11 protein-coding genes and 1 pseudogene are annotated in these 13,726 nt (G+C 71.1%); 4 read left to right on the forward strand and 8 right to left on the reverse strand.

The genetic code is table 11. The annotated features are described in order from the left end of the window. Positions 1–873 (forward strand): annotated as a pseudogene (locus AB0H93_RS29820) (L-asparagine permease); the annotation flags it as partial. 325 nt (positions 874–1,198) lie between these two features. On the opposite strand, the gene AB0H93_RS29825 reads toward AB0H93_RS29820, so the two are convergent. The 4 genes from AB0H93_RS29825 to AB0H93_RS29840 all read right to left on the reverse strand — a co-directional run bounded on the left by AB0H93_RS29825 (position 1,199) and on the right by AB0H93_RS29840 (position 6,401). After that, entirely contained in the window at positions 1,199–1,453 is a 255-nt protein-coding gene (locus AB0H93_RS29825) for a hypothetical protein (RefSeq protein ID WP_358576751.1), read from the reverse strand. Positions 1,454–1,627: 174 nt separating this feature from the next. Further along, the gene (locus tag AB0H93_RS29830) at positions 1,628–4,555 is read right to left on the reverse strand and encodes a BTAD domain-containing putative transcriptional regulator (RefSeq protein ID WP_358576752.1); all 2,928 of its coding nucleotides are present in this window, start codon (positions 4,553–4,555) and stop codon (positions 1,628–1,630) included. Positions 4,556–4,733: 178 nt separating this feature from the next. Beyond that, positions 4,734–5,705, reverse strand: coding sequence for a cutinase family protein (locus tag AB0H93_RS29835; RefSeq protein ID WP_358576753.1), 972 nt, complete (start codon positions 5,703–5,705; stop codon positions 4,734–4,736). A 240-nt stretch (positions 5,706–5,945) separates the two neighbouring features. Further along, complete coding sequence (locus tag AB0H93_RS29840; RefSeq protein ID WP_358576754.1) at positions 5,946–6,401, reverse strand: response regulator transcription factor; 456 nt, start codon at positions 6,399–6,401, stop codon at positions 5,946–5,948. A gap of 200 nt (positions 6,402–6,601) precedes the next feature. Here AB0H93_RS29840 and AB0H93_RS29845 point away from each other — a divergent pair, with 200 nt between their 5' ends. Further along, complete coding sequence (locus AB0H93_RS29845; protein ID WP_358576755.1) at positions 6,602–7,390, forward strand: SLC13 family permease; 789 nt, start codon at positions 6,602–6,604, stop codon at positions 7,388–7,390. A gap of 13 nt (positions 7,391–7,403) precedes the next feature. Here AB0H93_RS29845 and AB0H93_RS29850 read toward each other — a convergent pair whose 3' ends face one another. The 3 genes from AB0H93_RS29850 to AB0H93_RS29860 all read right to left on the reverse strand — a co-directional run bounded on the left by AB0H93_RS29850 (position 7,404) and on the right by AB0H93_RS29860 (position 10,641). Next, positions 7,404–8,333, reverse strand: a complete 930-nt coding sequence (locus tag AB0H93_RS29850; RefSeq protein WP_358576757.1) for a C39 family peptidase — start codon at positions 8,331–8,333, stop codon at positions 7,404–7,406. Between the two features lie 453 nt (positions 8,334–8,786). Continuing rightward, positions 8,787–8,993 (reverse strand): hypothetical protein, encoded by a 207-nt coding sequence (locus AB0H93_RS29855; protein WP_358576758.1) that lies wholly within the window; start codon positions 8,991–8,993, stop codon positions 8,787–8,789. Positions 8,994–9,144: 151 nt separating this feature from the next. After that, positions 9,145–10,641, reverse strand: coding sequence for an MFS transporter (locus tag AB0H93_RS29860; protein ID WP_358576759.1), 1,497 nt, complete (start codon positions 10,639–10,641; stop codon positions 9,145–9,147). Positions 10,642–10,757: 116 nt separating this feature from the next. Between AB0H93_RS29860 and AB0H93_RS29865 the strand changes: the two genes are divergently transcribed. Continuing rightward, entirely contained in the window at positions 10,758–11,690 is a 933-nt protein-coding gene (locus tag AB0H93_RS29865) for a LysR family transcriptional regulator (protein WP_358576760.1), read from the forward strand. 143 nt (positions 11,691–11,833) lie between these two features. Here the strand turns inward: AB0H93_RS29865 and AB0H93_RS29870 are convergent, their stop codons facing one another. Next, positions 11,834–12,784 carry a phosphotransferase gene (locus AB0H93_RS29870; protein WP_358576762.1) on the reverse strand — a complete coding sequence of 317 codons (951 nt, stop codon included), beginning with the start codon at positions 12,782–12,784 and terminating at the stop codon, positions 11,834–11,836. A gap of 138 nt (positions 12,785–12,922) precedes the next feature. Between AB0H93_RS29870 and AB0H93_RS29875 the strand changes: the two genes are divergently transcribed. Beyond that, the gene (locus AB0H93_RS29875; RefSeq protein WP_358576764.1) at positions 12,923–13,639 is read left to right on the forward strand and encodes a YoaK family protein; all 717 of its coding nucleotides are present in this window, start codon (positions 12,923–12,925) and stop codon (positions 13,637–13,639) included. Positions 13,640–13,726 lie beyond the last annotated feature (87 nt).

The following is a 13,726-nucleotide window of genomic DNA, read 5'->3' on the forward strand; positions in this document are numbered from 1 at the left end:
GTGCTGGGCGACCCGATCGCGGGGCACCAGCCGGGCTTCAGCCTGATCGCCGATCACGGCGGGATCCTGCCGAACGGCCTGATCCCGCTGGTGCTCGTGGTGCAGGGCATCGTGTTCGCCTACTCGGCCGTCGAGCTGGTCGGCGTCGCGGCTGGGGAGACGGAGAACCCCGCGAAGATCATGCCCAAGGCGATCAACTCGATCATGTGGCGGATCGCCGTCTTCTACTGCGGCTCGGTCGTGCTGCTGTCGCTGCTGCTGCCCTTCAGCGCCTACCAGAAGGGCGAAAGCCCGTTCGTCACGGTGCTTTCCGGCATCGGCGTCCCGTGGGCCGGCGACGTGATGAACCTCGTGGTGCTCACGGCCGCGATGTCCAGCCTGAACTCCGGGCTGTACTCCACCGGCCGGATCCTGCGGTCGATGTCGGCGGCCGGATCGGCGCCGAAGTTCACCGGCCTGATGAACCGCAGCCAGGTGCCCTACGGCGGCATCCTGCTCACCGGCGCGGTGTGCGTGCTCGGCGTCGGCCTCAACATCGTGGTGCCCGGGGATGCGTTCGAAATCGTGCTGAACTTCGCCGCGGTCGCCATCATCACCACCTGGTCCATGATCGTGCTGTGCCACCTGCTGTTCGTGCGCAAGGCGAAGTCGGGCGCGGTGGAGCGGCCGTCCTACCGGCTGCCGGGCGCGCCGGTCACGCAGATCGCCACCTTGGCGTTCCTGGCGTCGGTGGTGGTGCTGATGTGGTTCGACGTCCCGGCCGGGCGGCTGACGCTGCTGTGCGTGCCGGTGCTGGTCGTGGCGCTGGTGATCGGCTGGTTCGCCGTCCGCAAGCGCGTGGACACCACCAAGGCGCTCGACGAGAAGGTCTGAGCAACGGCAGGAGCGGGAGCGGTCGCGGACCACTCCCGCTCCTGCGTTTCGAGCCCCGCAATGAACCTTGAACGGCAATTCCATCGGTGGCGGGTTTCGCTGTGTTCACAGACCGGGCGGTACACGAACCCGCAGCCTCTGGCTTGCAGGTGGGCAATGCCTCCGGCGGTACGATCCCGGCCAGCCGAGCGCGTCTGGTACAAGTCTTCAGCTGATCTTGGTCCACTTACCTTTCGCGGTAGGTGATCGGGCTGTCTTCGCTGGGGGCGGCGTACCGGGCGAGGCGTGCGCGGGGAGCTTCCGGGTTCCAGGCGCCCGAGGACGTCTAGCGATGCGGGCTTTCCAGCGCTTCCACGATGAGGTTCAGCGGGTCTACCGGATCCAGGTGCAGTTCCGGGTCCGGAAGTACCACGGGCCGCTCGTCGGCGGCCCAGCCCCACTGGCCGCCGGCGATCATCATCAACGACTCGCCGAGGTAGGCCATCGCCCCGCGCCGGAAGTCCGCGGCATCGGGGCCGCCCTCGGGCCGGTAGGAGTTGACGAGTGCTTCTTCCAGCACCAGCAGGGAATCCTCGGACATGTCGGGCTGGACTCGAATTCCTGGTCCACGTGCCAGGTGTCGAGGCGCATCACCAGGGGCTGGACATCGTTGATCCACTGGCTCAGCTCGTCCCCGGACGTGCTCGGGGCCGCGGCAGCGCTGTCGGGCATGACGATCACTCCAGGGACGCTCGCCGACGCCCGGGCTGTTGCGCTACTGGGGACCGCAGCGCGCCAGGCCGCGGAGCGCTCGTGCCCGGGCGACCGGGCTAGGGGCGCTCTCGGTCAGCTCGACCGAGGTCAGGAACTGCTTCCTGGCGTCCGAAGGGCGGCCCGCCGCGAGGTAAGCGTCGCCGAGGTGGTTGCGGATCTCGATCGTGGTCTCGACCGCGTCGGCGTCGACGGCGTCCAGCGCGGCGAGATGCCGGGCGATCGCGGTGTCCAGGTCGCCGGACTGCTCCGCCACGGTGCCCAGGTGGGTCAGCGCGAACCCGCGGATCAGGACATCACCGGTCCGCTGCGCGAGGTCCAGCGCCTCGGCGAGCACCTCGCCCGCCTCCTGCGTGGCGCCGACCCGGCACAGCTGCTCGCCGAGCGCGCACACGGTCATGGTGCGCATCCGCGGATCGTCCAGCTCGGCCGCGAGCACCGCCGCGGCGCGCAGCTGTTCCAGCGCGACGCCGTGCCGGCGCATCTGGCCGTGGAGCATTCCGAGGTTGGACAGCATGAGGATCCGGAGGCGGTCGTAGCCGAGGTCTTCGGCGACGCCCAGCGCCCGGGTCAGGTACCCGGCGGCCTCGTCGTGCCGGCCCAGGGACCTGGCCGCGGCGCCCAGCCCGCCGAGCGCCCTGGTCTGGCCCTCCGCGTCGTCCAGCGCCCGGTAGCCGGTGAGGGCCTTCTCGAAGCAGTCCCACGCCTGCTGGTAAGCGCCGCGCATGCCGTGCACGTTCGCCAGGCTCGTCCACAGTGGAGCGGTCTGCCGCGGATCGGTTTCGGCGGTGAGCACGCACTCGTGCATCCGGCGGGCATCGGAGAACCAGGTGCGCATGGTGTACGGGTCCACGACGGCGGAGGTGATCCGCCCGGCCGCCGCCGGGTGGCCGGTTCGCGCGGCGTGCTCGACCAGCTCCAGCAGCGTCACCCGGCATCCGGTCAGCCAGTCCGCGGCGCTTTCGGCGTCGGTGAACGGGAATCCGCCCCGGTCGTCCGGTTCCGGATCCGGTTCACCGGTCAGCAGGACCCTGGTGCGGCGGGTCGCCCGCTGGTAGTGGTCCAGCACCCGTTCCAGCGCCCCCGGCTCCGGCGCGGCCTCGGCCAGCCTGCGGGCGTAGTCGGTCGCCAGGTCGTGCAGCCGGTACCGGTCGATCGCCGCCACGTCGAGCAGGCCGGCGTCGACGACCCGCTCCAGCAGGTGCCCGGCCTCCGGCGGTGCGACGTCGGCGAGCGCTGCGACGCAGTACTGATCCGGTGCGATACCAGGAATCTCGCCCAGCAGGCGGAAGATCCGTTGCTCGGCCGCGGGCAGCCGGCTGTAGGACAGCGCGAACGCCGCCTCGATGCTGCGGTCGCCGACCGCGAGCTCGGACAACCTGCGATTGCCGTCCGCGAGCCGGCTCGCCAGGTGCGCGAAGGTCCACGCCGGTCGGCTGCGCATTCGGGCCGCGACGATCCGGAGCGCCAGCGGCAGGCCTCCGCACGCCCGCACGACGTCGTGCACTGCGTCCGGCTCGGCCTCCGCCCTGGCAGCGCCGATGAGCCTGGACAGCAGGGCGGTGGCGGCGTCCTCGCCGAGCGCGTCCAGGGTGACCTGGTGGTCGACGTCGAGGTCGACCAGCCTGGTCCGGCTGGTCACCAGCACCCGGTTGCCGCCCCCACCCGGCAGCAGCGGGCGGACCTGCTCGGCTGACGCGGCGTTGTCGAGCACGACCAGCAGTTGGGCGTCGGCGGTCGCGGCGCGCCACACCGCGGCCCGCTCGTCGACGTCGTCCGGCACATCCCGGTCCGCCACGCCGATCGTGCGCAGCAACCGGCCGAGCGCGTCCGCCGGACCGAGCGGCGATCGGCCTGCCGTGTGCCCGTGCAGGTCGAGGAACAGCGCGCCATCGGGGTAGGCCGGGCGCAGCCGGTGGGCGAGGTAGACGACCAGCGCCGACTTCCCGACCCCGGCGATGCCGTCGACGGCGACCAGGTGCGGTGCGCCATCGGCACGCGGCGACAGGTGCTCGGTGAGCGCGGAGATCTGGTCGGCTCTGCCTTCCAGGCGGACGTTGTCGGGCGGCAGCTCGACGCGTCCGGCACCGCGCCGCACGGGCGGAGCGACCCGCTCGCCGAGACCGATCGTGACGTCGTCCTCGCGCAGCACGGCTTGGTGCAGCGCGCGAAGCTCGTGCCCCGGCTCCACGCCGAGGTCCCGCACCATGCGATCGCGCAGATTCCGGTAGTCCTGCAGCGCATCGGCCACCCAGCCACCGCCGTACCGGGCCCGCATCAGCAGCGCCACGCTCGGCTCGTCGTAGGGGTGCTCCGCGATGAGTGCGCTCAGCGCGTCGATGGCGGCGGAGTGCCGGCCGCTGCGGATCCACAGATCCGCGAGTTGTCGCCACGCGGTCAGGCCGCGATCGAGCAGCCGCTGGCGTTCGGCCGCCGCGTGGCCGCCGGGCAGCCCGGCCAGCGGTTCTCCGTCGAGCAGCGCCGTGGCGCTGATGAGCGCGGCCTCGGCGTCCACCCGCCGGTCGGCGGCCAGCGCTGCGGTCGCCCGGTCCACCAGGGAGTCGAACTCGGCGGCGTCCAGGTATGCGGACGCGGTGATCTGGTAGCCGGCCCCGTGCCGCCGGATGACTTCGTCGGTCGCCCCGGCGGCGCGGAACGCGGCGCGCAGCCGGTAGAGGTAGACGGAGACGACGTTGGAGCCGCTGGCCGGAGGCTCCTTGCCCCAGATCGCCCCGAGCAGCTCGTCCGCCGTCCGCACCGCGTTGCGGTTCAGCAGGAGCGCGGCGAGCACCGCCTGCTGGCGGACCGGGCCGAGCCCCACCGGCTTGTCGCCGCACCAGGCCCGCAGCGGCCCGAGGACGGCGAACCGCAGCGCGGGAGTGCCCTCGTCGCTGGCGATCGCGCCCTCCTTCGACCAGACGAGGTCGCTCACCCGAGCGACGGCGTTCCATCGGCGCACACCCTATCCGCCAGGTTCGCCGCGCGGAGGCGTTCCCGCGCCGTGGGGAGAGCTGGTGAAGTTCGCCGCCAGGACGCGCGGTCGCGGACGCACCCGTGGCCCGCGTCCAGAACGACGCGGGCCACGGAGATCTGTTCCTCGGTCGGCAGGGTCAGTAGCCGGCACCGGCCTCCTGCAGGGCCTGCCAGAACCCGTGGACGATCTGGTCACCGGGCAGGCCGAACGAGTTCAGCACGTTCGCCCAGGCAATGGTGTCTCCCGACTGCGTGAGACCGTCCATCACGCCCTGGTAGATCTCGTTGTCGTTCAGCATTTCCCGGGGCATTGGGGCCGGGAAGGCGGGCGGGCCCCAGGTGATCGGCGCGGACGGCGGGAGCAGCAGGTGCCCGACGTCCGCGAAATCGGCCGGCCTGGCCCAGAAGCTCCGGTTCGGATCCGCGTCGCCGTAGGCGCCGTGCGCGGTGTTGAGCCGCTGCAGCTGGCCGGAGAACGCCTGCGCGTTGGAGATCGGGTTCGCGGCGTTGCAGACGACGTCGTCCTCCCGGCAGATGCTCGCCACCTTGATGTCGCGGAAGTCGCGCGGTCCGGGGGTGTGCATGCCCGGGCCGTCCGGGGCGACCGACATGATGCCGCCGGAGGGCCCCTGCGCGCCGGTGTCGGCGACGCCGCGGCGCGGATCGGCGATCAGCACGGCGTTGACCAGTTGGTGCGGGACCTCGTTCTTGCTCGCCAGCAGCTCGGTCGCGTCGCCGGAGATCAGCGCGCCGAACGAGTAGCCGACGAGGGTGATCCTCGACCCCGGGCAGGCGCGGTGGAAGTCGACGACCCGCTTCTCCAGCGCCGGGGCCGCCACCCGGCGCGTGTTGTCCAGGCTGTGCGGGTGCACGCCCGGGACGATCCCGTCCTCGTACCGGAACTTCTCCATGTGCGCCCCGGCCGGCACGGCCGTCCCGGCGTCGTCCCAGGTCCGGCCGGTCAGCCCCCGGCCCCTGCCGTCGGTCAGGAGGTAGAGATGACTGCAGTCCGCCGTCGCCGCCGGTTCCGGCGCGGCCGCCGCGATCTCGACGCCACCCAGACCCGCGGCCAGTGCGACGCCCGCCAGCGCCAGACATGCCTTCTTCACCAATCGCATGGAATGCCTTTCCATCTGCGCGCAGCATCGACCGCACATTCCGCGGAAAGTGCGCGCGCCGCGCTGAGGAGGAACGAAAACGGTTGAACCGGGCCCGGATACGGTGAGCATGATCGTCGGGCGGCGATCACGGGGTCAACCCGGATTCGGCGGGAAATCCATTCGCGCCGCCCGATTTCATCGCCATTTCATCGATGCGGGAACGGGCGCCCGGGAAATCGCAGGAACGGGCTACGGCTCGATGAGCCCGGTCCGGATGGCGTAGCGGGTGAGTTCGAGGCGGTCCCGCAGCCCGAGCTTCTGCAGCAGGTTGGCGCGGTGCCGTTCGACCGTCTTGATGCTGATCACGAGCAGGTCGGCGATCTCCCTCGACGAGTGGCCCTCGGCGACGAGCTTGAGGATCTCCTCCTCGCGGCGGGTGATGACCCTGGTGCTCGACTCCTCGTCGGCGGCGTGGTCGAGGTAGTTGCGGATCAGCGCCGTGATCGCGCCGGGGTAGAGGAAGGGTTCGCCGCGCATGGCGGCGCGGCACGCCTCGACCAGGTCGCGGTCCGCGACGGATTTCAGCACGTAACCGGACGCACCGGCCTTGAGGGCTTCGAAGAAGTACTGCTCGTTGTCGTACATGGTCAGGATGAGGATGCGCAGATCGGGGTGGCGGCGGGAAAGCTCGGCGGTCGCCTGCAATCCGGTGAGCGCTCGGGGCGGGTCTCGTGCTCGGACACGCCTTGCTCCTCGCGGGCGGCCTCGTCCTCGCCGCCTCCATCGGGCACCTCGCCTGGCGGCCGAACCCCTGACGGGCACGAGCCCGGGGCGAACCGTGGGACGCGCCGACACCGGCCCGGTCGACCGGGTGGCCCCGTCGCGGATGAGGGGGAGGCGCGGCCGTGACCACCGCCCTGACGATCCTCGACTTCCTGACCGCGTTCGTGCTGATCGCCACCGAACGCATCCACCGGGTCGCCGCCGCGCTCGGCGGGGTCGCCGTCATGGTGCTGCTGGGCATGATGATCACGGTCAGCGTGCTCAAGCACACCGGGGTCTTCGACTACCTCGCCATCTGGTCGGCCAAGAAGAGCTGCGGCCGGACCTTCCGGCTGATGGTCATCCTGGTGCTGTTCGTGATGGTGGGCGGGCTGGTCGACGTCGGCGCGATCGACACCCTCGGCCGCGCCGCGATCGACCTGGCCGGCGACGACTACCTGCTGGCCGCGGTGGGGCTGATCATCGGTTCCGCGGTGGTCGGCGGCATGATCGACACATCCCGTTCGTGGCGACCACGATGCCCATCGTCGAGGAACTCGTGGCCACCGTGCCCGATCCGGACATCGGCCGGGCGCTGTGGTGTTCGCTTGCGCTCGGGGCCGACCTCGGCGGCAACGCCATCGCGGCGCGAGCGCCAACGTCGTCGCCATCGGCTGGGCGGCCCGCAACGGCCATCCCATCGGCTTCTGGGAGTTCACCAAGCACGGCCTCGTGGTCACCGCGGTGACCATCGCCCTGGCCACCCTCTACGTCTGGCTGCGGTACTTCGCGCTGTAGGCGGTCTGCCGGTGCCGACGGGCGGCACCGGCGCAGCCGCCCGGGCCAGAGGGTGCAGCGGGCGTCGGCTGGCGGGGTGCGCACATGATGAAGGCCCGCCGGGGGAGCGGCGGGCCTTCATCGGTACTCGGTGATGGGTGCTGTTCGTCAGGCGGCGTAGCCCTTGGGCTGGATCAGCGAAGCGAGCTGGTCGAGGCTCAGCCAGTAGTCCTCGATCCCGCTGAACCGCGCCGGGTCGGAGATGTGCACCGTCTTGTCCGCCGCGTTGTAGCCGACGATCGCCACGTAGTGGTAGATCGTCTGGCTCGACGGGTAGCCGGGCGGCTGGTTGCCGGGCGCCGCGACGATGTTGGCCACCATCGCCTTGCCGTCGGTGACGTTGCGTACGGTGTCCGACCACAGCTGCTCGGTCATCTCCGGCGTCAGCGAGCGGTCGCTCCAGTCCCGGGCGACGTACTGGGTGCCGGTTCCCGCGAGCTGCTTGTTGAGCCCGTCGACGACCTGGCCGATGGTGTCCGTGCCGTTCTCGGTGGTGCCGAGTTCGGCGGCCATCGTGCCCTGGTCCGGCAGCGCGTCGGTCTTGCTGGACAACGCGATGCGGGCCGCCGTGGGGCCGCACCAGTAGCTGGTCTTCTGCGCCTGGTAGTCGACGTCGAGGGACTTGGTGACCGGCGGCGGGGCGACCGCCGGGGCCGGGGCGGCCGGAGCCGGGGCAGCCGGGGCCAGGGGGGCGGCGGGGGCCTCCGGGGCTGGAAGGGCCGCCGGGGCGGGGAGAGCGGCCGGGGCTTCGGGGGCGGCCTGGGCTTCGGGAGCCGGGGCGGCGGCAGGGGCCAGCGGAGCTTCGTTGTCGACGGGCCGGATCTGCACGGGGTGCGGGGCGGCCTGCTCCGGGCCCGCGCCGGCCAGCAGCGGCTGACCGACCATCACGAGCGCTCCACCGGCGACGACCACCGGGAGCACCTTGCCGGACACCTTGCCGATGCGGGCGGTACCGCCCGCCTTCGGGCCGAACTTGTCAACGAGTGCGCGGACTGCGGCCTTCGGGGTGCGGCCGCCCGCGTTGCCATGCTTGTGCACGTGCGCCTTTCCGGGTCGGGGAAGATCCGGGCACCACCGCCGGGGTGCGGTGGCCTCTCGGGGCGAGGCGTCGTGACCGGACCGTGATGTACAGCCACCAGCAACGTAACTAAGGGTCACTGGCACTTCAACGTGTCACCTGATCAGGTCGGTATTTGACCCGGCTTGACTCCGCTCCGTAATGGTTGGCGCTGATCGGTCGATAACTCCCCGGCAATTCCCGGAAGCGGCCGCCCCGGGATCCCGTGCCATCAACGCCGCTGGCGACATTTGCACTGGTGAGGAGCCTGGTAATCCGCCGCGCGGAGAAGATCGAAGACGCCGGCCCCGGGCTCGTCCGGGCCGAGATCGGCTCCTCGCGAGCCGACCCGCGAAGATCGGCCAAAATGCGGTCGTGAGCCTGGGCACAGGGGCCGCGGCTCGCCGAGAGGTGATCTCACCGGCCGCGCGGGCTCACCACGGGTTGGGCCTGGGTGCGGCCGGGTCCTCGGTGGCCCAGGCCACGTGGCCGTCCGGCCGGATCAGCGCGGACCGCCGCCCAGTCCGGGCGGTGCCCGGCGAGTTCGTCGCGGCCCATGACACGGCAAGGAGTTTGCTCGTGCTGCCTATGACTCGCACCAGCTCCACGGCGGTCACGAACTTCAGGACGTCGTCGTTCAACGGCCGCAGGCCGTTGCGTTGCGCGCCGCGGTTGCAAGCGGCTCGAAGACCGCTGCGCGCGGAACGCTGACGCGACGCCGACTTGTGTTGCCGTGCAGGGGAATTGACCGGCCGGGAGGAAGTGGCGGTGACATGGTGGGGCTTCTGGATCTCAGTGCGCGGCGGTGGTGTCGGGGGTGCTCTCCGGCGCTGGGACGTGTCCGGTGGCTGCGCGCCGGCTGGTCAGCAGCGGGACGAGCGCCAACGCCAGCAGCGCCAGCACTGGCTGCGCGACCAGGGCGGCGATGAACGCCTGGCTGTAGGCCGCCGGCGCGGTGTCGGCGCCGAGGACGGTGAAGAACAGCAGCCCGATCACGGTGACCCCGAACGCCATGCCGACCTGCATGATCGTCTGGATGACGCCGGAGGCCGCGCCCGCGTCCTCCTCCGGGACGTCCACCAGCACCGCCGCCACCAGCGGGCTCATGCCCAGGCCCTGGCCGACGCCGATCACCGCCATCGACGGTGCCAGCATCCAGCCGGTCATGCCGGCGCCCGCGCTGATCGCCGTGAACAGGATGGCGACGTTGCCGAGGACGTTGATGGCGTAGCCGAGGCTCAGCACGTGGTTGCCCAGCCCGGGCTGCAACTTCGGGGCGAGCAGGGAACCGATCGTGAACGTCGCCGCCAGCGGGGTGAAGGTGAGGCCCGCGTACAGGGCGGTGTGACCGAGGCCCGCCTGGAGTTGCAGCGGTAGCAGGAAGAACAGGCCGCTGTTGCCCGCGAAGAACAGGAGAGCGATCGCGTTTCCCGCGCTGAAGCTGCGGATCTTGTACAGCTGCGGCGGCACCAGCGGTGAGTTGTCGCGGCTGGCGACCCGCCGTTCCCACAGCAGGAAGACGATCAGCGCCGGGACGGCCAGGACCAGCAGCGTGATGATCCACGACGGCCAGCCCAGTTCGCGGCCCTGGATCAGCGGGAAGATCAGCAGCACCAGCGTGACCGTCAGAAGGCCGACGCCCAGCGAATCCAGCCGCGCCTCGGCGGTGTCGGCGAGCTTCGGCAGGGTGGCGGCGGCGATCGCGATGGCGATCAGCCCGACCGGCACGTTGATCAGGAAGATCGGCCGCCAGGTCAGGCCGAACAGGTTCGCGCCGATCAGCACGCCGCCGATGAGCTGGCCCGCGATGGAGGCGAGCCCGATCGTCGCACCGAACACGCTGAAGGCCTTGGCGCGTGCGCGACCGGTGAACGCCAGCTGCAGGATGGACAGCACCTGCGGGTAGAAGATGGCGGCGCCGAGTGCCTGCATGATGCGGAACACGATCAGCAGCGCGGGATCGGGCGCCAGCCCGCAGGCCAGCGATGCCAGCGTGAACAGGCCGCTGCCCAGGAGGAACATCTTGCGGTGCCCGAAGATGTCGCCGAGCCGGCCGCCGGTCACCAGCACCACGCCGTAGACCAGGATGTACCCGCCGATGATGAGCTGTACCTCGGCGAAGCTCGCGCCCAGTTCGTCGCGGATGGCCGGGGTGGCGACGTTGACGATGAAGTCGTTGAGCATGGACAGGAACGTGCCGGTCATCACCGCGACGAGCATCAGCCACTGGTGGGCGGAGAGCTTCCCGGCCTCGGCCGGCGCGGTGCCCGGGGACTTGGGCGGTGCCATGGACGTTCAACCTTTCGGATCAAGGACTTCGTTCGTGCTTTCTTGATCGAGAATCGGCTCGAACGGGCCGGGGAACAACGCCGAACTGCGGTAGCTTCGCTAAGGCACGTTTAACGATGGAGGCGATCGGGGTGGAGTTCCGCGAGTTGGAAACCTTCCTGGTGCTGACGGAGGAACTGCACTTCGGGCGCACCGCCGAACGGCTCCACGTGTCTCCGCCGCGGGTCACCCAGAACCTCCAGTCCCTGGAGCGCCGCATCGGGGGAAGGCTGTTCGACCGCACCAGCCGCCGCGTCGCGCTCACCCCGCTGGGCAAGCAGTTCTGGCAGGACGTCAAGGACGCCTACCTGCAGCTGGACCGCGCGGTCGAACGGGCTTCCGCCGCCGCGCGCGGCATCGAGGGCGTTCTCCGGGTCGGCTTCCTCGGCTCCGGTGCGAACGAGTGGACCGCCGAACTGGTGACCGAGTTCCGCACCCGGCACCCCGGCTGCGAGCTGCGGATGACCGAGGTGCACTGCGCCGACCCGCTCGGCCCGCTGCGCATCGGCGACGTGGACGCGCTGATCACCAGGTTGCCCGTGGCGGAGCCGGACCTGACGGTGGGGCCGGTGCTGCTGTCGGAGCCGAGGATGCTCGCGGTGCCGGTCGATCACCCGTTCGCCGGGCGTTCTTCGGTGTCGGTGGAGGACCTGGCCCGGGTGGAGGTCATCGACGTGGTGGGCCCGGCACCGGACTATTGGTGGGAGTTCCACGTCCCGACCACGACGCCGGGCGGCCGGCCGATCAACCGCCGCCAGGCCGTGCGCACCTTCCAGGAGCTGCTGACCGCGATCGCCAACGGGCAGGGCGTGTCGCCCGTGGTCGAATCGGTGTCCCGGTACTACGCGCGTCCGGACATCGCGCTCGTGCCGCTGCGCGGCATGCCGGACTCCGAGGTCGCGCTGGTGTGGCGCACGGCGGGGGAAACGGCTCGGGTGCGGGCGTTCGCAGAAGCCGCCGAGCGCGTTGTGATCAGTCGCGACGACGAGAAGGCGCTCCGCTTGGCGTGACACGTGGACGGATTCCGATTCGACCCGGCCGGCGAACTCGCCCGCAGTGCGGTCGGGCCGGTGCTGTGCGAATCGAACCGTCCGAAGTGCTCCGCGAAACCAGAATCATCGCCGAGCCGTAGCCGGAACAGCGCTCGCCGGCGTCAGCTGGTCATGCCGCCTGCGAACGGCATCGCCTGCCAGTGGGCGACGGCAGGCTTCAGGTACTCCTCCAACACGGGCAGTTGCGGCACGAGCGTGAGGGTGGCGACGACCCGCAGCATCCCCACGGCGTTCACGAACTTCATGACTTCGTCGTTCAACGGCCGCAGGCCGTTGCGCTGTGCGCCGCGGTTGTAGGCGGCTTCGAGGTCGGGGCCGAGCGCGGCCAGGTCCCACTCGACGGGGCCCAGCGTGACCAGTTCGAAGTCGGCGAAGAGGTGCCCGTCCACCCCGGCGAAGATGTTCGCGGGCGGGGAGTCGCCGTGGATGGGCTGGAGGCCGACCCCGGGGAACGCCCCTTCGAACGCCGCGCGCGAGCTGACGAGCGGTTCCAGGACCTGCCACTCCCGGCTTGCGCGATCGAGCTCGGCCGGACCGATGAGGTCGGGGCGCTTTTCCAGCAGGGCAAGGCTTTCCGCGACGAACTGAGGTTCGGCCGAGGACAGGAACGACAGCGGTCCCGGGTACGCGCGCAGCGCGGCGTGCAGGTCGGCGGCGAGCTCGGAGTTCGCCACGTAGTCGGGTTCCCCGTCCCGGGACTCCTCGACGAACTGCCAGAACGTCATCGAGAACCCGTCGCGCTGAACGGCTTCCCGGGGCACGAGGGGGCTGGGCGGGATCACGGGCGTTCCCCGGTCTGCGAGCCACCGCGTCACGTCCAGTTCCGCCTGCTGGCGGCGCGCCAGGGAGTCGAGCTCGGTGTTGTGCGGCAGCACGGTGGGAATCCGGGCCACGACCGGTGCGGGCGCGAGGTGGACGACGACGGAGAACAGGTCGTGGAGCACCCGGGCATCGGTCACGGTGAGCCCTAGGTCGCGCCCCACCCCGACGGCCGCGTCGACTGCGGCGGAGGTGCGGTGGGCGATCTGCTGCGGCGACGCGAACTCGGTCATGGGCCCGATTGTTCCATTTCGCGCGGCCGCCAGGTGACGTCGGCTCCGCGGGCGGGAACCGGTCTGCCGCGGTACACAAGGGGACTGTTCGCTTTCCGGACGAGGGTGGTGCGTCGTGAAGGTAGGTGTGGGCGTGCTGTGAGCGCTGCTCGGGGTGAGGGCGGCGATCCGCCGTTGGGGGCCATGGCGGTGCTGCTGGCCTTCGGCAGCGGCGCCGTGGACGTCGCGAGCTTCACCCGGCTCGGCGATGTGTTCAGCAGCGTGATGACCGGCAACCTGGTGCTGCTCGGCCTTGCGATCGCACGGGCTTCCGCTCCGCTGGCAGTGCACGCTCTCGTCGCTTTCGCGGGTTACATCGCGGGTGTGGCGGCGGGCAGCCACATCACCGGGTCGCCGAGGCGGCACGGTCGGCTCTGGCCGGTGCGGGTCACGGCGGTCCTGCTGGTCGAAGCGGTCGTGCTCGCCGGATTCGCCGCCGGTTGGGTCGTGACCGATGCGCGGCCGAGCGGGGCCTGGCAGCTCGGACTGCTTGTGCTGGCATCGGTCGGGATGGGCCTGCAGAGCGCGGCGATGCGCGGGCTGGGGAGCAGGGCGAAGGTGTCCACCACGTACCTGACCGGCACGCTGACCGGCGTGGTCGAAGGGCTCGCGACCGGCGGCCGGGACAGGGTGTTCGACGTGCGGGGAGCGGCACTCCTGCTGGCGGTGGTGGCCGGTGCCGCGGCGGGCGGGGTCCTGCTGTTCGCGGTGCCGCGAGCGTTGCCGCTGCTACCGCTGGCAGCCCTGGCGGTCGTCATCGGCACCGCGGCGCCCCACCACCGCGCGGTCCGGCGATCCGGCCGCGCGGAGGAGTGATCCGCTGGTGTCCACAGTGGCCTGCCAGGTCCGGGCGGAAACCGGCTCGACCTACCGGAGAACGACCGAGCCTCTGCGAGTACATCG

It is taken from the genome of Saccharopolyspora sp. NPDC050642 (assembly GCF_040654735.1).
Lineage (GTDB): Bacteria > Actinomycetota > Actinomycetes > Mycobacteriales > Pseudonocardiaceae > Saccharopolyspora > Saccharopolyspora elongata.

What these genes read in the sequence shown, in the direction of transcription:
- AB0H93_RS29825 (WP_358576751.1), bottom strand. Translation starts at nt 1,453, where the DNA reads ATGTCCGAGGATTCCCTGCTGGTGCTGGAAGAAGCACTCGTCAACTCC.
- AB0H93_RS29860 (WP_358576759.1), bottom strand. Translation starts at nt 10,641, where the DNA reads ATGGCACCGCCCAAGTCCCCGGGCACCGCGCCGGCCGAGGCCGGGAAG.
- AB0H93_RS29865 (WP_358576760.1), top strand. Translation starts at nt 10,758, where the DNA reads ATGGAGGCGATCGGGGTGGAGTTCCGCGAGTTGGAAACCTTCCTGGTG.
- AB0H93_RS29870 (WP_358576762.1), bottom strand. Translation starts at nt 12,784, where the DNA reads ATGACCGAGTTCGCGTCGCCGCAGCAGATCGCCCACCGCACCTCCGCC.